This is a genomic window from Pseudomonas svalbardensis, assembly GCF_030053115.1.
Classification (GTDB): domain Bacteria; phylum Pseudomonadota; class Gammaproteobacteria; order Pseudomonadales; family Pseudomonadaceae; genus Aquipseudomonas; species Aquipseudomonas svalbardensis.
On sequence record NZ_CP125619.1, the window covers coordinates 1 to 18,872 of the forward strand.

Genomic DNA, 18,872 nt, shown 5'->3' on the forward strand with positions numbered 1-18,872 from the left:
TCATGGATGGTGAACAACCTTCATGTGGATAAGTCGGGGCCTGGTCGGCTACAATGGCCGCTTGTTTTTGCCTCACCGGCTTTCAACTTAGGGGATATCCGTGTCAGTGGAACTTTGGCAGCAGTGCGTGGAGCTTTTGCGCGATGAGCTGCCTGCCCAACAATTCAACACTTGGATCCGTCCACTACAGGTCGAAGCCGAAGGCGACGAGTTGCGTGTCTACGCACCAAATCGTTTTGTTCTCGACTGGGTCAACGAAAAGTACCTGGGCCGCGTCCTTGAACTGCTGGATGAGCATGGCAATGGCATGGCGCCAGCGCTGTCCTTATTAATAGGCAGCAAACGCAGTTCGGCACCGCGTGCCGCCCCGAATGCTCCGTTGGCCGCCGCTGCTTCACATGCGCAGGCCGCTCAAATACCTGTCAGCGCCCCGGCGTCAGCCCAGGTAGCCGCTCCGACCAAGCGTGCAACGCAAAAAGTTGCCGAGGTTAATGAAGAGCCATCGCGCGACAGCTTCGACCCGATGGCCGGGGCCAGTTCGCAACAAGCTCCGATTCGCGCCGAACAGCGTACGGTGCAGGTCGAAGGCGCGCTCAAGCACACCAGCTACCTGAACCGCACCTTCACCTTCGAAAACTTCGTCGAGGGCAAGTCCAACCAACTGGCCCGGGCTGCGGCCTGGCAAGTGGCGGACAATCCCAAGCACGGTTACAACCCGCTCTTCCTTTATGGTGGCGTCGGCTTGGGTAAAACCCACTTGATGCACGCGGTAGGTAACCACCTATTAAAGAAGAATCCGAATGCCAAGGTTGTGTACCTGCATTCCGAGCGGTTCGTGGCCGATATGGTCAAGGCCCTGCAGCTGAACGCCATCAACGAGTTCAAGCGCTTCTACCGTTCGGTGGATGCGTTGCTGATCGACGACATTCAGTTCTTCGCCCGCAAGGAACGTTCCCAAGAAGAGTTTTTCCACACCTTCAACGCTCTGCTTGAAGGTGGCCAGCAGGTCATTCTCACCAGTGACCGCTACCCGAAAGAAATCGAAGGTCTTGAAGAACGCCTCAAATCCCGCTTCGGCTGGGGCCTGACGGTAGCCGTCGAGCCGCCGGAGCTGGAAACACGCGTGGCGATCCTGATGAAAAAGGCCGATCAGGCCAAAGTCGATCTGCCCCATGACGCGGCGTTCTTCATTGCCCAGCGTATTCGTTCCAATGTCCGTGAGCTGGAAGGCGCGCTCAAACGCGTGATCGCCCACTCGCACTTCATGGGCCGCGATATCACCATCGAGTTGATTCGCGAATCCCTGAAAGATCTGTTGGCACTGCAAGACAAACTGGTCTCTGTGGATAACATTCAGCGCACTGTCGCCGAGTACTACAAGATCAAGATCTCCGACTTGTTGTCCAAACGTCGTTCGCGTTCGGTAGCTCGTCCGCGTCAGGTCGCCATGGCGTTGTCCAAAGAACTGACCAACCACAGCTTGCCGGAAATCGGTGACGTGTTTGGCGGCCGGGACCACACGACTGTTTTGCACGCCTGTCGCAAGATCAACGAACTTAAGGAATCCGACGCGGACATCCGCGAGGACTACAAGAACCTGCTGCGTACACTGACCACTTGATGAACACCAGCGCAGCTTATTAAGGCAAGGGACTAGACCATGCATTTCACCATTCAACGCGAAGCCCTGTTGAAACCCCTGCAACTGGTCGCAGGCGTCGTCGAGCGCCGACAGACCTTGCCGGTGCTCTCCAACGTGCTGCTGGTTGTCGAAGGCCAGCAACTGTCGCTGACCGGTACCGACCTGGAAGTCGAGCTGGTCGGTCGTGTACAACTCGAAGAGCCTGCGGATCCAGGTTCCATCACTGTGCCTGCGCGCAAGCTGATGGATATCTGCAAAAGCTTGCCGAACGATGCGCTGATCGACATCAAGGTCGACGAGCAGAAGCTCGTGGTGAAGGCCGGCCGTAGCCGCTTCACCCTGTCGACCCTGCCGGCCAATGACTTCCCGACTGTGGAAGAAGGCCCAGGCTCGTTGACGTGCAGCCTTGAGCAAAGCAAATTGCGCCGTTTGATCGAACGCACCAGCTTCGCCATGGCCCAGCAGGACGTGCGTTACTACCTCAACGGCATGCTGTTGGAAGTTTCCGAAGGCATCATCCGCGCCGTGGCCACCGACGGTCACCGTCTGGCCATGTGCTCGATGAAGGCCGATATCGGTCAGCCGGATCGCCATCAGGTGATCGTGCCACGTAAAGGTATCCTTGAACTGGCGCGCCTGCTGACTGAACCGGACGGTATCGTCAGTATCGTACTGGGTCAGCACCACATTCGTGCGACCACTGGCGAGTTCACCTTCACCTCGAAACTGGTCGACGGTAAATTCCCGGACTACGAGCGTGTTCTGCCGAAAGGTGGCGACAAGCTGGTCCTCGGCGATCGTCAGGCCCTGCGTGAAGCCTTCAGCCGTACCGCGATTCTGTCCAACGAGAAGTACCGCGGCATCCGTCTGCAACTGGCCAACGGTCAGCTGAAGATCCAGGCGAACAACCCTGAACAGGAAGAAGCGGAAGAAGAAGTGGGCGTCGAGTACAACGGCGGCAATCTGGAAATCGGCTTCAACGTCAGCTACCTACTGGACGTGTTGGGCGTCATGACGACTGAGCAGGTTCGTCTGATCCTGTCCGACTCCAACAGCAGTGCGTTGGTGCAAGAGTCTGACAACGACGACTCGGCCTACGTTGTCATGCCGATGCGTCTGTAATCATGCTCAGCAGAAGCTAGATGTCCTTAAGTCGCGTCTCGGTCACCGCGGTGCGCAATCTGCACCCGGTGACCTTCTCCCCCTCCCCCCGAATCAACATTCTTTACGGCGCCAACGGCAGCGGCAAAACCAGTGTTCTGGAAGCCATTCATCTGCTGGGGCTTGCCCGTTCGTTTCGTAGCACCCGCCTGTTACCGGTCATCCAGTACGAGCAGCTCGCCTGTACGGTGTTTGGTCAGGTGGAGATGGCTGAGGGTGGGCACAGCGCCTTGGGGATCTCCCGCGACCGTCAAGGCGAGTTCCAGATTCGCATCGACGGGCAGAACGCTCGTAGCGCGGCGCAGCTAGCGGAAATTCTGCCGCTGCAGTTGATCAACCCTGACAGTTTCCGATTGCTGGAAGGCGCACCGAAGATTCGCCGGCAGTTTCTAGACTGGGGCGTGTTCCACGTGGAACCACGATTCATGTCCACCTGGCAGCGCTTGCAGAAGGCCCTGCGCCAGAGAAACTCTTGGCTGCGGCATGGTACACTTGACGCCGTTTCGCAAGCGGTTTGGGACAGGGAACTGTGCCAGGCCAGCGCTGAAATTGATGAATACCGCCGCGCTTATATCAAAGCCTTGAAACCAGTCTTTGAACAGACCTTGAGCGAACTGGTTGAGCTCGAGGGCTTAACGCTCAGCTATTACCGAGGTTGGGACAAAGACCGCGAGCTGAGTGCAGTGCTCGCCGGGTCCCTTCAGCGGGATCAGCAAATGGGTCATACTCAGGCCGGACCACAGCGTGCTGATTTGCGTCTTAGATTGGGCGCACACAACGCAGCGGACATTTTGTCTCGCGGTCAGCAGAAGCTGGTGGTCTGTGCATTGCGGATTGCCCAAGGGCACTTGGTCAGCCAGGCCCGACGCGGCCAGTGTATTTATCTGGTGGATGACCTGCCGTCCGAACTGGACGAGCACCACCGCCGCGCGCTTTGCCGCTTGCTGGAAGACTTACGCTGCCAGGTGTTTATCACCTGTGTAGATCACGAATTATTGAGGGAAGGCTGGCAGACGGAAACGCCAGTCGCTCTGTTCCACGTGGAACAGGGCCGTATCACCCAGACCCACGACCATCGGGAGTGAAGGCATTGAGCGAAGAAAATACGTACGACTCAACGAGCATTAAAGTGCTGAAAGGCCTGGATGCCGTACGCAAACGTCCCGGTATGTACATTGGTGACACCGACGATGGCAGCGGTCTCCACCACATGGTGTTCGAAGTGGTCGATAACTCGATCGACGAAGCTCTCGCCGGCCACTGCGACGACATCAGCATCATCATTCACCCGGACGAATCCATCACCGTTCGCGACAACGGTCGTGGCATCCCGGTAGACGTGCACAAAGAAGAAGGCGTCTCGGCAGCCGAGGTCATCATGACCGTGCTGCACGCTGGTGGTAAATTCGACGACAACTCCTACAAAGTATCTGGCGGTCTGCACGGTGTAGGTGTGTCGGTTGTGAACGCCCTGTCCGAAGAGCTGGTCTTGACCGTTCGCCGCAGCGGCAAAATCTGGGAACAGACCTACATTCACGGTGTTCCAAAAGAACCGATGAAAATCGTCGGTGAGAGCGAAACCACCGGCACCCAGATCCACTTCAAACCGTCCGACCTGACGTTCAAGAACATCCACTTCAGCTGGGACATCCTGGCCAAGCGGATTCGTGAACTGTCCTTCCTCAACTCCGGTGTCGGCATCGTCCTCAAGGATGAGCGCAGCGGCAAGGAAGAGCTGTTCAAGTACGAGGGTGGCCTGCGTGCGTTCGTTGAGTACCTGAACACCAACAAGACCCCGGTCAACCAGGTGTTCCACTTCAACATCCAGCGCGAAGACGGCATCGGCGTGGAAATCGCCTTGCAGTGGAACGACAGCTTCAACGAGAACCTGTTGTGCTTCACCAACAACATTCCACAGCGCGATGGCGGTACTCACCTGGTGGGTTTCCGTTCCGCTCTGACGCGTAACCTGAACACCTACATCGAAGCCGAAGGTCTGGCGAAGAAGCACAAAGTCGCGACCACCGGTGACGATGCCCGTGAAGGCCTGACCGCGATCATCTCGGTAAAAGTGCCGGATCCGAAGTTCAGCTCTCAGACCAAAGACAAGCTGGTTTCTTCCGAAGTGAAGACCGCGGTCGAACAGGAAATGGGCAAGTACTTCTCCGACTTCCTGCTGGAAAACCCGAACGAAGCCAAGCTGGTCGTCGGCAAGATGATCGATGCGGCTCGCGCTCGTGAAGCGGCGCGTAAAGCCCGTGAGATGACACGTCGTAAAGGCGCGCTGGATATCGCCGGCCTGCCGGGCAAACTGGCTGACTGCCAGGAAAAAGACCCTGCCCTTTCCGAACTGTACCTCGTGGAAGGTGACTCTGCTGGCGGCTCCGCCAAGCAGGGACGCAACCGTCGGACCCAAGCCATCCTGCCTCTCAAGGGTAAGATCCTGAACGTCGAGAAGGCGCGCTTCGACAAGATGATCTCTTCGCAAGAAGTGGGCACCTTGATCACCGCGCTGGGCTGCGGCATTGGCCGCGATGAGTACAACATCGCGAAGCTGCGTTACCACAACATCATCATCATGACCGATGCTGACGTCGACGGTTCGCACATCCGTACCCTGCTGCTGACCTTCTTCTTCCGCCAGTTGCCGGAGCTGATCGAGCGCGGCTACATCTACATCGCCCAGCCGCCGCTGTACAAGGTCAAGAAAGGCAAGCAAGAGCAATACATCAAAGACGACGACGCCATGGAAGAGTACATGACGCAGTCGGCCCTGGAAGATGCGAGCCTGCACCTGAACGAGGAAGCCCCGGGTATTTCCGGACCCGCCCTCGAGCGTCTGGTGAATGACTTCCGTCTGGTAATGAAGACCCTCAAGCGTCTGTCGCGTCTGTACCCACAGGAGCTGACCGAGCACTTCATCTACCTGCCTGCCGTTAGCCTGGAGCAATTGTCCGATCACGCTGCAATGCAGGATTGGATGGCCCAGTACGAAGTTCGCCTGCGCACCGTCGAGAAGTCCGGCCTGGTTTACAAAGCCAGCCTGCGTGAAGACCGTGAACGTAACGTCTGGCTGCCTGAGGTCGAACTGATCTCCCACGGCTTGTCGAACTACGTCACCTTCAACCGCGACTTCTTCGGCAGCAACGATTACAAGACTGTTGTTTCTCTGGGCGCTCAACTGAGCACCTTGCTGGACGACGGCGCGTATATCCAGCGTGGCGAGCGCAAGAAGCCGGTCACCGAGTTCAAGGAAGCCCTTGAATGGCTGATGGCCGAAAGCACCAAGCGTCACACCATCCAGCGATACAAAGGTCTGGGTGAGATGAACCCGGATCAGCTGTGGGAAACCACCATGGACCCAAGCCAGCGCCGGATGCTCAAAGTGACCATCGAAGACGCCATTGGCGCGGACCAGATCTTCAACACCCTGATGGGTGATGCGGTCGAGCCTCGTCGTGACTTCATCGAAAGCAATGCCTTGGCGGTTTCCAACCTGGACTTCTGATCCAGAGCGAACCTGCCAAACGAAAAAGGCCAACGCTCAAGCGTTGGCCTTTTTTATTTCTGCGATTCCGTGAAAGCAGGCCCCGCGTGCCCTTTGTGCGAAGCCTGAAACCCAACAAACTCCAGGCATAAAAAAACCGGCTATATCAGCCGGTTTTTTTGCGCCCGAAAAAAACTTATGCACCATTTCCCGAATTTTATGTGTTTAGGAAATATGTATATAAATCATAAAGTTAAAAACATAAATCGCTACTTTTTGACAAAACGGTACACAGGTTATCCACAGAATCTCAGACAGCCATCTGATCGTTGGCCGAGGGGGTCGCAGGGGCTGCTGGAATCGAACCCATTTCCCGCTGCATCTGCTGGTTCCAGCTCTGCACCCGGTCATTCAGGTCAGCAATGGCTCGTGGCCCGCTACCCTCGGCATACATCGGTGCGCCGATGATCACGGTAATGACGCCCTGCTTCTTCGCCCAACCGGTTTTCGGCCAGAACTTGCCAGCATTGTGCGCAATCGGCAGCACGGGAAGTGCGGCGTTGACGGCTAAAGCGGTACCACCGCGAGAGAATTTTCCGATGGTGCCGTAAGGAACGCGCGTTCCTTCTGGAAAGATCAGGACCCAGACGCCGTCTTTCAGCAGTTCATCGCCCTTCTTCGCCACATGCTTGAGCGCCGCTTTCGGGTTGTCGCGGTCGATGGCGATCGGTCGCAGCATGGCCATCGCCCAGCCGAAGAACGGCACGAACAGCAGTGAACGCTTGAGCACTTGGCTCAACGGCTCGAAGTAAGCCGATAGAAAGAACGTCTCCCACGTGCTCTGGTGGTTCGACTGAATCACACAGGGCTGGTCTGGAACGTTCTCGGCCCCCTTCACTTCGTAGCTGATACCGAGAAAGACTTTGCTCAGCCACAAGGCGCAGCGGCACCAGTACACATTGATGAAGCGATAGCGCGCCTTGAACGGCAGAAAAGGCGCGATAAAAAAGCTCAGGCTGCACCAGAGCAAGGAACTGGTGCCCAGCAGCAGGTAAAAGAGGAAGGTTCTGATGGCCTGCAGTATCGACATGGCGACATTTACCGTTGCGGGCACTGCCCGCCTATTCAAGCGCACTCCCGATCAATCCTTGGCCAGGAATATCAGAAGCACTCTAATTGTGGATAAGTTCTGCGGCAATCGCCGCCAGATCGTCAAAAATCAAGGTGCCTACCGGTAGGGTCTTGCCCAAAGTCTTTTCGCCTTTCCCGGTCTTTACCAAAACTGGCTGAGAATCGACGGCTTTGGCGGCCTCCAGGTCACCAAGGGTATCGCCGACGAACCAAAGATTGGTCAGCGATACGTTGTAATGTGCGGCGATGGTTTTCAACATCCCGGGTTTTGGTTTGCGGCAATCGCAGCCATCGTCCGGCCCGTGCGGGCAATAGACGATCAGCCCGACTTCACCGCCCTGCTCCGCCACCCGCTCGCGCAAGCGCTCGTGCATGGCGTCCAGGGTGGCGATGTCGTAATAGCCGCGAGCGATGCCCGACTGGTTGGTAGCGACCGCCACCGTCCAGCCGGCCTTGCTCAACTGCGCGATGGCTTCGATCGAACCAGGGAGCGGAATCCACTCCTCCACCGACTTGATGTAAGCGTCGGAGTCGTAATTGATCACCCCGTCCCGATCGAGAATCAGCAGTTTCAACAGCAGCCCCTCAGCCCAGCAGCGAAATGTCGGCGACGCCGAGGAACAGCCCACGCAGGCGCGACAGCAACGCATAACGGTTGGCGCGGACCTTGGCATCTTCAGCGTTGACCATCACGGCTTCGAAGAACGCATCCACCGGCTCGCGCAAGGCAGCCAGACGTGCCAGCGATTCGCTGTACTGACGCGCCGCCGCCATCGGCTGGACAGCCTGGTCAGCTTGCTGGATCGCCGAGTACAGGGAGAACTCGTTGGCGTTGTCGAAGTACTTGGCTTCCACGACCGAAGGAACAGAGCCTTCGACCTTGCTCAGCAAGTTCGAAACGCGCTTGTTCACCGCGGCCAGGGCAGCGGCTTCCGGCAATTTACGGAAGGCTTCTACCGCTTGTACGCGCTGATCGAAGTCCAGCGCCGAACCCGGCTTCAGAGCACGCACCGACAGGTAAGTCCCGACATCAACCCCTTCGTCTTCGTAACGGGCACGCAGACGGTCGAAGATGAACTCCAGCACCGAATCGTTGAGGCCGGCAACCTTGACCTTGGTACCGAACGCATTCACGGCAAACGCCACGGCATCGTTCAAGTCGAGGTCGAGCTTCTTGTCGATCAGGATGCGCAACACACCCAGCGCTGCACGGCGCAAGGCGTACGGGTCTTTGCTACCGGTTGGCAGCATGCCGATACCGAAAATGCCCACCAACGTGTCAAGCTTGTCAGCGATGGCCACGGCCGCACCGGTCAGGGTGGTCGGCAGTTCAGCGCCGGCACCGCGCGGCATGTACTGCTCGTTCAGCGCCAGAGCGACTTCTTCCGGCTCGCCGTCGTTGAGGGCGTAGTAGTAACCGGCGACACCTTGCATCTCCGGGAACTCACCGACCATCTCGGTCGCCAGGTCGCACTTGGACAGCAGGCCTGCACGGGAAGCCCATGCGGCGTTACCGCCAATGCGTTGGGCGATGAACGCAGCGAGTTTGGAAACGCGCTCGGCCTTGTCATAAACGCTGCCGAGTTTTTCCTGGAACACCACGTTCTGCAGGCGCAGGTTGAAGTCTTCGAGTTTCTGCTTCTTGTCTTGCTTGAAGAAGAACTCGGCGTCGGTCAGGCGTGGGCGAACCACTTTCTCGTTACCGGCGATGATCTGTTGCGGGTCTTTGCTTTCGATGTTGGCCACGGTGATGAAACGTGGCAGCAACTTGCCGTCGGCATCCAGCAGGCAGAAGTACTTCTGGTTGTCCTGCATGGTGGTGATCAGGGCTTCTTGCGGCACGTCGAGGAAACGCTCTTCGAACGAGCACACCAGCGGCACCGGCCATTCAACCAGCGCGGTCACTTCGTCGAGCAGCGCTGGCGGCACGATCGCCGTCCCTTCCTGCATCGTCGCCAGCTCTTCGACGCGCTTGCTGATCAGTTCGCGACGCTCGTTTGCGTCGGCGAGTACGTAAGCAGCACGCAGGTCGGTCAGGTAGTTGGCCGGCGAGGTGATGCGCACGCTTTCCGGGTGATGGAAGCGGTGACCACGGGAATCGCGGCCGGACTTCTGGGCGAGGATGGTGCAATCGATGACCTGGTCACCGAGCAGCATCACCAGCCACTGGGTCGGACGAACGAATTCTTCCTTGCGAGCACCCCAGCGCATGCGCTTGGGAATTGGCAGGTCGTTCAGGGAATCTTCGACGATGGTCGGCAGCAGGCTCGCGGTCGGTTTGCCGGCGATGCTTTGGCTGTAACGCAGTTTTGGGCCGCTCTGATCGATTTCGCTCAGGTCGACGCCGCACTTCTTGGCAAAACCCAAAGCTGCTTGAGTCGGGTTGCCTTCGGCATCGAACGCGGCCTGACGTGGCGGGCCATCGAGGTTGATGCTGCGATCCGGCTGCTGAGTCGCCAGATCGGTGATCAGCACAGCCAGACGACGTGGCGCGGCGTAGACGGTTTTGGTCTCGTAGTTCAGGCCAGCGGCTTGCAGGCCCTTGTCGATACCGGCCAGGAACGCGTCGGCCAGGGTGTTCAGGGCTTTGGGTGGCAGTTCTTCGGTGCCCAGTTCAACCAGAAAATCTTGAGCACTCATTGTGCAGCCTCCAGCTTGGCCAGTACTTCATCACGCAGGTCTGGAGTCGCCATCGGGAAGCCCAGCTTGGCGCGAGCCAGCAGATAGGCTTGCGCAACGGAACGCGCCAGGGTGCGCACTCGCAGAATGTATTGCTGACGCGCGGTCACCGAGATTGCCCGGCGCGCATCCAGCAGATTGAAGGTGTGGGAGGCCTTCAACACCATTTCGTAGCTCGGCAACGGCAGCGGCTGGTCGAGTTCGATCAGGCGCTTGGCTTCGCTTTCGTAGAAGTCGAACAGTTCGAACAGCTTCTCGACGTTGGCGTGTTCGAAGTTGTAGGTCGACTGCTCCACTTCGTTCTGGTGGAACACGTCGCCGTAGGTCACTTTGCCCATCGGGCCGTCCGCCCAGACCAGGTCGTAGACCGAGTCCACCCCTTGCAGGTACATGGCCAGGCGCTCAAGACCGTAAGTGATCTCGCCGGTCACCGGGTAGCACTCGATGCCGCCCGCTTGCTGGAAGTAGGTGAACTGCGTTACTTCCATGCCGTTGAGCCAGACTTCCCAGCCGAGGCCCCAGGCGCCCAGTGTTGGCGATTCCCAGTTGTCTTCAACGAAGCGAATGTCGTGGACCAGCGGGTCCAGGCCGACATGCTTGAGGGAGCCCAGGTACAGTTCCTGAAAGTTGTCCGGGTTCGGCTTCAGCACGACCTGGAACTGGTAGTAGTGCTGCAGACGGTTCGGGTTTTCGCCGTAGCGGCCGTCAGTCGGGCGACGACTGGGCTGCACATAAGCGGCGTTCCAGGTTTCCGGGCCAATGGCGCGCAGAAACGTGGCAGTGTGGAAAGTCCCGGCGCCTACTTCCATATCGTAGGGCTGAAGTACCACACAACCTTGCTCGGCCCAGTATTGCTGGAGGGCGAGGATCAAGTCTTGGAAGGTACGCACGGCTGGCGTAGGCTGGCTCACGAAATTCACCTGTTTCTTGGGCTGCGATTTAAAGAGCGGGAGTATACCCGATTCGGTCCAGCGCACGCCCCCTGGAGCCTTATGCCACGCTGCTTTTGGTGTTCCGAAGATCCGCTGTACATGGCTTATCACGATCAGGAGTGGGGCACGCCGCTACGCGATGCGCAGGGTTTGTTCGAGTTGCTTTTGCTCGAAGGGTTCCAGGCCGGCCTTTCCTGGATCACCGTGCTGCGTAAACGTGAGCGATATCGCGAGGTGCTGTTCGGCTTCGACGTACAACGGGTGGCGCAGATGAGCGACGCCGAAATCGATGAATTGATGCTCGATCCGGGCATTATTCGCAATCGCCTCAAACTCAATGCGGCCCGGCGCAATGCTCAGGCCTGGCTGGCGCTGGAGGATCCGGTGGCGTTTCTCTGGTCCTTCGTCGACGGCAAGCCTGTGATCAACCATTTCAAGGACCGCAGCGAAGTGCCGGCCGTGACGCCGACCGCCGTGGAGATGAGCAAAAGCCTGAAAAAGGCCGGCTTCACGTTCGTCGGCCCGACTATTTGTTACGCGCTGATGCAGGCCTCGGGCATGGTCATGGATCACACCCAGGATTGCGATCGCTACGCGGCGCTGGCGAACGGCGGTTAGAATAGCCGCCTCGCGCACAGCACAAGATCAGGAGTGACCTGTGGATAAGTTTAAAGGCGCCTTGTTGGTAGGCGCTCTGCGGCTGTTTGCCCTACTCCCGTGGCGGGCAGTGCAGGCAGTGGGCTCGGCCATCGGCTGGTTCATGTGGAAAACCCCCAACCGTTCCCGCGATGTGGTGCGGATCAACCTCGCCAAGTGTTTCCCGGACATGGACCCGGTCGAGCGTGAGCGGCTGGTAGGCCAGAGCCTGAAAGACATTGGCAAGTCGCTGACCGAAAGTGCCTGCGCCTGGATCTGGCCGGCTCAGCGCTCCATTGATCTGGTGCGTGAAGTCGAAGGTCTCGACGTATTAAAGGACGCCCTCGCCTCCGGCAAAGGGGTCGTCGGCATCACCAGTCACCTGGGCAACTGGGAAGTGTTGAACCACTTCTATTGCAACCAGTGCAAACCGATCATTTTCTATCGCCCGCCCAAGTTGAAAGCGGTGGACGATTTGCTGCGCAAGCAACGGGTGCAACTGGGCAACCGCGTGGCCGCTTCCACCAAGGAAGGTATCCTCAGCGTCATCAAGGAAGTGCGCAAAGGTGGTGCAGTGGGCATTCCCGCTGACCCGGAACCGTCCGAATCCGCCGGGATTTTCGTGCCGTTCTTCGCCACTCAGGCCCTGACCAGCAAATTCGTACCGAACATGCTCGCCGGCGGCAAAGCGGTCGGCGTGTTTCTGCATGCGCTACGTCTGCCGGACGGTTCGGGTTACAAAGTGATCCTCGAAGCCGCGCCAGAAGCCATGTACAGCACCGATACCGAGACGTCCTGCGCAGCCATGAGCCAAGTGGTCGAGCGCTATGTGCGGGCGTATCCGAGCCAGTACATGTGGAGCATGAAGCGCTTCAAGAAGCGTCCGCCGGGTGAAGAACGCTGGTATTGAGTTGATTGGCATGATCTGTGGATAACCTTGAGGCCAGGGTTATCCACAACCGTTCAATAAAGGGCGCAGAAGATGTCCGAACACCGCAAATCGTTTCGCATCAAGATCAGTCACCACAGCTTCGGCGAATGCCTGGGCCAGACGCGTAACCTGTCGACGACAGGCGTCTACGTCAAGCATCCGGGCCTGTCGACATTGCCCAAGGGCGCGGTGGTATACGGTCAGGTGCAGGACTTACCCACAGGCGCGCCGCGGGTGCGCATGGAGGTGGTGCTGGTGGATGCCGAGGGCATTGGCCTGCGATACCTCTGATCAGTGAGCCTGACGCTCAAGCTTCTTCAGAAACACGGTCATTTCCTTTTCGGCCTGCTTGTCGCCATGGGCGCGAGCGGCTTCCAGACCCTGTTCCCACGCCTGACGTGCGGATGCGAAATCCTTAAGCCCCAGATGGGCCTTGCCCAATAGCTTCCAGGCCGCTGAATACTTCGGATCAAATTCGACGCAACGCTGGAAATGCTCAGCGGCCTTGGCGTTTTCCCCAAGGTCCAGATAACCCTTGCCCAGCCCAAAGCGCAGCAATGAGTTATCCACACCCTTGGCGAGCATTTTTTCCAGGGATTCGATCATGGTGAATTCCTTATTCGGGTGTCTCAGGGAGGGATCTGTTTTCGTGAGATCGCCTTCGCGAGCAGGCTCGCTCCCACAGTTGATCTTCAGTGAACACAGATTTTGTGTACGGCAAAAATCCATTGTGGGAGCGAGCCTGCTCGCGAAGAGGCCCGTCCCGCCACCGCAAATCCCGGATCAGAAGAAGCTAAGTCCCACATGGAACAACTTTTCCACATCCCGAATATGCTTCTTATCCACAAGGAACAGAATCACATGGTCGCCCGCCGCGATCACGGTATCGTCGTGGGCAATGATCACCTCTTCGTCACGGATGATTGCGCCGATGGTGGTGCCCGGCGGCAGGCCAATGTTCTCAATGCACTTGCCGATGACCTTACTCGACTTTTCATCGCCATGGGCAATCGCCTCGATGGCTTCCGCCGCGCCCCGGCGCAATGAGTGCACGCTGACGATATCGCCGCGACGCACGTGGGCCAGCAAGGTGCCGATGGTCGCCAATTGCGGGCTGATGGCGATGTCGATGTCGCCGCCCTGGATCAGGTCGACATAGGCCGGGTTGTTGATGATGGTCATCACCTTCTTCGCGCCCAGGCGCTTGGCCAGCAGCGACGACATGATGTTGGCTTCGTCGTCGTTGGTCAGGGCCAGGAAAAGGTCGGCGTCGGCGATGTTCTCTTCCAGCAGCAGATCCCGATCTGAAGCGCTGCCTTGCAGGACCACGGTGCTGTCGAGGGTGTCCGAGAGATGACGGCAGCGCGCCGGGTTCATCTCGATGATCTTCACTTGGTAACGGCTTTCGATAGCCTCGGCCAAACGCTCACCGATCTGCCCGCCGCCGGCGATGACGATGCGTTTGTAGCTCTCATCGAGGCGGCGCATTTCGCTCATCACGGCGCGAATATTCGCCTTGGCGGCGATGAAAAAGACTTCGTCGTCTGCCTCGATCACCGTATCGCCCTGCGGCAGGATCGGCCGATCACGACGAAAAATCGCCGCCACACGGGTTTCGACATTCGGCATGTGTTCACGCAACTGACGCAGTTGCTGACCCACCAGCGGGCCGCCGTAGTACGCCTTGACCGCCACCAATTGGGCTTTGCCTTCGGCGAAGTCGATCACCTGCAAGGCGCCCGGATGCTGGATCAGGCGCTTGATGTAATTGGTGACCACTTGCTCCGGGCTGATCAGCACGTCCACCGGAATCGCGTCATTGTCGAACAACTCGGAGCGAGTCAGGTAGGCGGCTTCGCGAACCCGGGCGATTTTGGTCGGCGTGTGAAACAGGGTGTGGGCGACTTGGCAGGCCACCATGTTGGTTTCGTCGCTGTTGGTCACCGCCACCAGCATGTCGGCGTCGTCCGCGCCGGCCTGACGCAGCACTGTCGGCAGTGAACCGCGGCCTTGCACGGTGCGGATGTCCAGCCGATCACCGAGGTCGCGCAGGCGTTCGCCGTCGGTGTCGACCACGGTGATGTCGTTGGCCTCGCTGGCCAAGTGTTCTGCCAGCGAACCGCCGACCTGCCCTGCGCCGAGGATGATGATTTTCATCCAGTCACTCCCTTAAAACCCATTAACCGCGCGCGGCGGCGATCTTGATCAGCTTGGCGTAGTAGAACCCGTCGTGGCCGCCGTCCTGGGCCAGCAATTGGCGACCGTGAGGCTGCTTGATACCGGCTTGAGTGGCGAGGTCCAGTTCACGGGCGCCCGGCGTACGAGCGAGGAAGGCTTCGATCACTTCGGTGTTCTCGGTCGGCAGCGTCGAGCAGGTGGCGTAAAGCAGGATGCCGCCGACCTCCAAAGTTATCCACATGGCATCGAGCAGCTCACCTTGCAGCACCGCCAGCGCAGCGATGTCGTCGGGTTGACGAGTCAGCTTGATGTCCGGGTGACGACGAATCACACCGGTGGCCGAGCACGGCGCGTCCAGCAGAATGCGTTGGAACGGCTTGCCGTCCCACCAGGTGGCGGTGTCGCGGCCGTCGGCGGCGATCAGTTCGGCGCTCAGGCCCAGGCGTGCGAGGTTTTCCCGCACCCGCACTAGACGCTTGGCTTCCAGGTCCACCGCCACCACGCCGGCGAGTGCCGGCTCGGCTTCAAGGATGTGGCAGGTCTTGCCGCCCGGTGCGCAGCAGGCGTCCAGCACCCGTTGGCCCGGTGCCAGGTCGAGCAGATCGGCGGCCAGTTGCGCGGCTTCGTCCTGCACGCTGATCCAGCCTTCGGCGAAACCCGGCAGGCTGCGCACGTCGGCAGCGGCTTCGAGAATGATGCCGTCCTGACTGTAAACGCATGGCGTGGCGGCGATGCCGGCGTCGGTCAGCAACCCGAGGTAAGCATCGCGGCTGTGATGACGACGGTTGACCCGCAGGATCATCGGCGGATGCGCGTTGTTCGCCGCACAAATGGCTTCCCATTGTTCAGGCCAGAAGGCTTTCAGGGATTTTTGCAGCCAGCGCGGGTGGGCGGTGCGCACGACCGGGTCGTGTTCCAGCTCGGCCAGCAGCGCTTCGCTTTCACGCTGGGCGCGGCGCAGCACGGCGTTGAGCAAGGCCTTGGCCCAGGGCTTTTTCAGCTTGTCGGCGCAACCCACGGTTTCACCGATGGCGGCATGGGCCGGAACCCGGGTGTAGAGCAACTGGTAGAGACCGACCAGCAACAGCGCTTCGACATCGGCATCGGCTGCCTTGAACGGCTTCTGCAGCAACTTGGCCGCCAGCGCCGACAAACGCGGCTGCCAGCGCGCGGTGCCGAATGCCAAGTCTTGAGTGAAGCCGCGGTCGCGGTCTTCGACCTTGTCCATTTGCGTCGGCAGGGAACTGTTGAGTGAGGCTTTTCCGTTAAGAACAGCAGCAAGTGCCTTGGCGGCGGCCAGACGTGGATTCATTGAGCGTCCGCCGCTTGACCGAGGACGGTGCCGACGGCGAATTTCTCACGACGGCTGTTGAACAAGTCGCTGAAGTTCAGCGCCTTGCCGCCGGGCAATTGCAGACGAGTCAGACACAGGGCTTGCTCACCGCAGGCGACGATCAAACCATCCTTGCTGGCGCTGAGGATTTCCCCCGGTTCGCCCTGCCCTTCAGCGAGGTTGGCGGCCAGGACTTTCAGCGCTTCGCCGTTCAGCGTGCTGTGGGTAATCGGCCATGGATTGAAGGCGCGAACCAGGCGTTCCAGCTCAACCGCCGGGCGACTCCAGTCGATGCGCGCTTCGTCCTTGTTCAATTTGTGAGCATAAGTGGCGAGGCTGTCGTCCTGCACTTCGCCTTCCAAAGTGCCCGCAGCGAGGCCGGCAATCGCCTGAATCACGGCTGGCGGACCCATTTCGGCCAGACGGTCGTGGAGGCTGCCACCGGTGTCTTCACTGGTGATCGGCGTAGTGACTTTCAGCAGCATCGGCCCGGTGTCGAGGCCCAGTTCCATGCGCATCACGGTCACGCCGCTTTCGCTGTCACCCACTTCGACGGCACGCTGGATCGGCGCCGCACCGCGCCAGCGTGGCAGCAAGGAGGCGTGGCTGTTGATGCAACCCAGGCGCGGAATATCCAGCACCACTTGCGGCAGGATCAGGCCGTAGGCGACCACCACCAGCAAGTCCGGTTTGAGCGCGGCCAGTTCAGCCTGAGCGTCTTCGTTGCGCAGCGTCGGCGGTTGCAGCACAGGAATGTTGTTTTCCAGAGCCAACTGCTTGACCGGGCTGGGCATCAGTTTTTGCCCGCGACCCGCCGGACGGTCCGGTTGGGTGTAGACCGCGACGATCTCATAAGGGCTGTCGAGCAGGGCCTTGAGGTGATCGGCGGCGAATTCCGGGGTGCCGGCAAAGACGATGCGCAGTGGCTCAGTCATTCAAAAGGTCTCGCAAAAGAAAAAGGCTTGCCGCAGCAAGCCTTTGAAAGGAGGGCATCAAGCGTTCTGGCGATGGAGCTTTTCCAGTTTCTTCTTGATTCGGTCGCGTTTGAGACTGGACAGGTAGTCAACGAACAATTTGCCGTTCAGGTGGTCGCATTCATGCTGGATGCACACCGCGAGCAGGCCTTCGGCGATCAGTTCGTAAGGCTGGCCGTCGCGGTCCAGGGCCTTGATCTTGACCTTCTGTGGGCGATCCACGTTTTCGTAGAAGCCCGGCACCGAGAGGCAGCCTTCCTGATATTGCTCCATCTCGTCGGTCAGGGTTTCGAACTCGGGGTTGATGAACACCCGTGGTTCGCTGCGGTCTTCGGAGAGGTCCATCACGACGATACGTTTGTGCACGTTGACCTGGGTCGCGGCGAGGCCGATGCCTGGCGCTTCATACATTGTTTCAAACATGTCATCGACCAACTGACGCACTTCGTCGTCCACTACGGCCACAGGTTTGGCGATAGTGCGCAGGCGCGAATCGGGGAATTCGAGGATGTCTAAAATGGCCATAAGCTTAATTGCTGCACGTTTGAGGTAATGTCGGGTCGATGGCCTGGCGGGTCCGAAGATGCAGGCTACCGTTGTAAAACGTAGCTTCCTGCTCTTTTTGGTAAAGAGTCGGGAGCGAGCCACGAGGGCTCTGGCGTTCTACGCGAATGCACATAATAAAGGGATTCACCGCATGAGGAAATCACTACTCGCCTTGCTCCTTCTGGCCTCGGCCGGTTTGGCGCACGGGCAAGTGCAACTCAAGGAAGGTTTTCCACAGCAATACACCGTGGTATCGGGTGACACACTCTGGGACATATCGGGGAAATACCTTCGTGAACCGTGGAAATGGCCGGAACTCTGGCAGGCCAATCCACAGATCGAAAACCCCAATCTCATTTACCCCGGCGACTCGCTGTCGCTGGTCTACGTCAACGGGCAGCCACGCCTGACCCTCAATCGCGGCGCTTCCCGGGGCACCATCAAGCTGTCGCCACGCATCCGCAGTAGCCCGGTTGCCGATGCGATCCCGAGCATTCCGCTGCAATCGATCAACAGCTTTCTGCTGAGCAACCGCATCGTCGATAAGGTCGAGGACTTCGACAAGGCGCCTTATATCGTCGCTGGCGATGCCGAACGCGTACTCAGTGGCACCGGTGACCGAATCTTCGCTCGCGGCCACTTCGACCCGGCTCAGCCGGTTTACGGCATCTTCCGTCAGGGCAAGGCCTACACCGATCCTGTCAGTAAAGAATTTTTGGGGATCAATGCCGATGACATCGGCGGTGGCGAGATTGTGGCCACCGAAGGCGACGTCGCCACCCTGGCGCTGCAACGCACCACTCAGGAAGTTCGCCTCGGCGACCGCTTGTTCAGCGGTGAAGAGCGCTCCATCAACTCAACCTTCATGCCCAGTGCGCCCAAAACCGAGATCAACGGGTTGATCATCGACGTGCCGCGCGGGGTTACCCAAATTGGCGCGCTGGACGTGGTCACGCTGAACAAGGGCCAGCGCGATGGCCTGGCCGAAGGCAATGTGTTGGTGGTGATGAAAACCGGCGAAACCGTGCGTGACCGGATCACCGGTCAGCCATTGAAAATCCCGGATGAGCGCGCCGGCTTGCTGATGGTTTTCCGCACCTACGACAAGCTCAGCTACGGGCTGGTGCTCAACGCATCACGCTCCCTGGCGGTGCTGGACAAGGTGCGAAATCCTTAACAGGCTCCACAAGTTACCAACAGAGTTATCCACAGCTTATTCCCGTTTGAACGGGGCTCATAACG

General features: G+C 59.0%; 17 protein-coding genes. 8 read left to right on the forward strand and 9 right to left on the reverse strand.

The annotated features are described in order from the left end of the window. Positions 1 to 100: 100 nt before the first annotated feature. From dnaA to gyrB, 4 genes are read left to right on the forward strand one after another with little or no spacing between them, the layout of a single operon-like run. Entirely contained in the window at positions 101 to 1,621 is a 1,521-nt protein-coding gene (dnaA, locus tag QFX16_RS00005) for a chromosomal replication initiator protein DnaA (protein ID WP_283182336.1), read from the forward strand. Positions 1,622 to 1,660: 39 nt separating this feature from the next. Next, on the forward strand, positions 1,661 to 2,764 hold the full coding sequence (gene dnaN, locus QFX16_RS00010; protein WP_008155702.1) for a DNA polymerase III subunit beta: 1,104 nt from the start codon (positions 1,661 to 1,663) through the stop codon (positions 2,762 to 2,764). A 20-nt stretch (positions 2,765 to 2,784) separates the two neighbouring features. Then, a complete protein-coding gene (gene recF / locus QFX16_RS00015; protein ID WP_056738504.1) occupies positions 2,785 to 3,888 on the forward strand; it encodes a DNA replication/repair protein RecF in 1,104 nt (367 codons plus the stop codon). Positions 3,889 to 3,893: 5 nt separating this feature from the next. Further along, positions 3,894 to 6,311, forward strand: a complete 2,418-nt coding sequence (gene gyrB / locus QFX16_RS00020; RefSeq protein WP_074872220.1) for a DNA topoisomerase (ATP-hydrolyzing) subunit B — start codon at positions 3,894 to 3,896, stop codon at positions 6,309 to 6,311. Between the two features lie 289 nt (positions 6,312 to 6,600). On the opposite strand, the gene QFX16_RS00025 is transcribed toward gyrB, so the two are convergent. The 4 genes from QFX16_RS00025 to glyQ form a co-directional block, all read right to left on the reverse strand. Further along, positions 6,601 to 7,380: a lysophospholipid acyltransferase family protein gene (locus QFX16_RS00025; protein WP_283182337.1), complete on the reverse strand. Its 780-nt coding sequence runs from the start codon at positions 7,378 to 7,380 to the stop codon at positions 6,601 to 6,603. 82 nt (positions 7,381 to 7,462) lie between these two features. Continuing rightward, on the reverse strand, positions 7,463 to 8,002 hold the full coding sequence (gene gmhB, locus QFX16_RS00030) for a D-glycero-beta-D-manno-heptose 1,7-bisphosphate 7-phosphatase (protein WP_165353315.1): 540 nt from the start codon (positions 8,000 to 8,002) through the stop codon (positions 7,463 to 7,465). A gap of 4 nt (positions 8,003 to 8,006) precedes the next feature. Next, positions 8,007 to 10,061, reverse strand: a complete 2,055-nt coding sequence (glyS, locus tag QFX16_RS00035) for a glycine--tRNA ligase subunit beta (RefSeq protein WP_283182338.1) — start codon at positions 10,059 to 10,061, stop codon at positions 8,007 to 8,009. Beyond that, complete coding sequence (gene glyQ, locus QFX16_RS00040; RefSeq protein WP_008155694.1) at positions 10,058 to 11,011, reverse strand: glycine--tRNA ligase subunit alpha; 954 nt, start codon at positions 11,009 to 11,011, stop codon at positions 10,058 to 10,060. Before glyQ ends, glyS begins: the two co-directional genes overlap by 4 nt. Positions 11,012 to 11,092: 81 nt before the next feature. On the opposite strand from glyQ, the gene tag reads away from it, so the two are divergent. From tag to QFX16_RS00055, 3 genes are all read left to right on the forward strand, one after another. Next, positions 11,093 to 11,650 carry a DNA-3-methyladenine glycosylase I gene (gene tag, locus QFX16_RS00045; RefSeq protein WP_283182339.1) on the forward strand — a complete coding sequence of 186 codons (558 nt, stop codon included), beginning with the start codon at positions 11,093 to 11,095 and terminating at the stop codon, positions 11,648 to 11,650. A gap of 40 nt (positions 11,651 to 11,690) precedes the next feature. Then, complete coding sequence (locus tag QFX16_RS00050; RefSeq protein WP_283182340.1) at positions 11,691 to 12,578, forward strand: lysophospholipid acyltransferase; 888 nt, start codon at positions 11,691 to 11,693, stop codon at positions 12,576 to 12,578. Positions 12,579 to 12,650: 72 nt separating this feature from the next. Next, positions 12,651 to 12,890 (forward strand): PilZ domain-containing protein, encoded by a 240-nt coding sequence (locus tag QFX16_RS00055; protein WP_046056616.1) that lies wholly within the window; start codon positions 12,651 to 12,653, stop codon positions 12,888 to 12,890. Here the strand turns inward: QFX16_RS00055 and QFX16_RS00060 are convergent, their stop codons facing one another. From QFX16_RS00060 to def, 5 genes are all read right to left on the reverse strand, one after another. Then, positions 12,891 to 13,205 (reverse strand): tetratricopeptide repeat protein, encoded by a 315-nt coding sequence (locus QFX16_RS00060; protein ID WP_056738491.1) that lies wholly within the window; start codon positions 13,203 to 13,205, stop codon positions 12,891 to 12,893. A gap of 177 nt (positions 13,206 to 13,382) precedes the next feature. Next, positions 13,383 to 14,756: a Trk system potassium transporter TrkA gene (trkA, locus tag QFX16_RS00065; RefSeq protein WP_283182341.1), complete on the reverse strand. Its 1,374-nt coding sequence runs from the start codon at positions 14,754 to 14,756 to the stop codon at positions 13,383 to 13,385. Between the two features lie 22 nt (positions 14,757 to 14,778). Continuing rightward, complete coding sequence (rsmB, locus tag QFX16_RS00070) at positions 14,779 to 16,089, reverse strand: 16S rRNA (cytosine(967)-C(5))-methyltransferase RsmB (protein WP_282479388.1); 1,311 nt, start codon at positions 16,087 to 16,089, stop codon at positions 14,779 to 14,781. Next, positions 16,086 to 17,045, reverse strand: coding sequence for a methionyl-tRNA formyltransferase (fmt, locus tag QFX16_RS00075; protein ID WP_283182342.1), 960 nt, complete (start codon positions 17,043 to 17,045; stop codon positions 16,086 to 16,088). The genes rsmB and fmt overlap by 4 nt, the downstream gene beginning before the upstream one ends. A gap of 57 nt (positions 17,046 to 17,102) precedes the next feature. Then, positions 17,103 to 17,609 carry a peptide deformylase gene (gene def, locus QFX16_RS00080; RefSeq protein ID WP_027926190.1) on the reverse strand — a complete coding sequence of 169 codons (507 nt, stop codon included), beginning with the start codon at positions 17,607 to 17,609 and terminating at the stop codon, positions 17,103 to 17,105. Positions 17,610 to 17,781: 172 nt separating this feature from the next. Between def and QFX16_RS00085 the strand changes: the two genes are divergently transcribed. Beyond that, entirely contained in the window at positions 17,782 to 18,807 is a 1,026-nt protein-coding gene (locus QFX16_RS00085) for a LysM peptidoglycan-binding domain-containing protein (protein WP_283182343.1), read from the forward strand. The last annotated feature ends 65 nt before the right edge of the window (positions 18,808 to 18,872 follow it).

Excerpts from the sequence above, each read along its gene's own strand:
- QFX16_RS00060 (WP_056738491.1), bottom strand. The coding sequence starts at position 13,205 with ATGATCGAATCCCTGGAAAAAATGCTCGCCAAGGGTGTGGATAACTCA.
- QFX16_RS00055 (WP_046056616.1), top strand. The coding sequence starts at position 12,651 with ATGTCCGAACACCGCAAATCGTTTCGCATCAAGATCAGTCACCACAGC.
- QFX16_RS00085 (WP_283182343.1), top strand. The coding sequence starts at position 17,782 with ATGAGGAAATCACTACTCGCCTTGCTCCTTCTGGCCTCGGCCGGTTTG.
- recF (WP_056738504.1), top strand. The coding sequence starts at position 2,785 with ATGTCCTTAAGTCGCGTCTCGGTCACCGCGGTGCGCAATCTGCACCCG.
- fmt (WP_283182342.1), bottom strand. The coding sequence starts at position 17,045 with ATGACTGAGCCACTGCGCATCGTCTTTGCCGGCACCCCGGAATTCGCC.
- tag (WP_283182339.1), top strand. The coding sequence starts at position 11,093 with ATGCCACGCTGCTTTTGGTGTTCCGAAGATCCGCTGTACATGGCTTAT.
- dnaN (WP_008155702.1), top strand. The coding sequence starts at position 1,661 with ATGCATTTCACCATTCAACGCGAAGCCCTGTTGAAACCCCTGCAACTG.
- glyS (WP_283182338.1), bottom strand. The coding sequence starts at position 10,061 with ATGAGTGCTCAAGATTTTCTGGTTGAACTGGGCACCGAAGAACTGCCA.
- QFX16_RS00025 (WP_283182337.1), bottom strand. The coding sequence starts at position 7,380 with ATGTCGATACTGCAGGCCATCAGAACCTTCCTCTTTTACCTGCTGCTG.
- def (WP_027926190.1), bottom strand. The coding sequence starts at position 17,609 with ATGGCCATTTTAGACATCCTCGAATTCCCCGATTCGCGCCTGCGCACT.
- rsmB (WP_282479388.1), bottom strand. The coding sequence starts at position 16,089 with ATGAATCCACGTCTGGCCGCCGCCAAGGCACTTGCTGCTGTTCTTAAC.
- trkA (WP_283182341.1), bottom strand. The coding sequence starts at position 14,756 with ATGAAAATCATCATCCTCGGCGCAGGGCAGGTCGGCGGTTCGCTGGCA.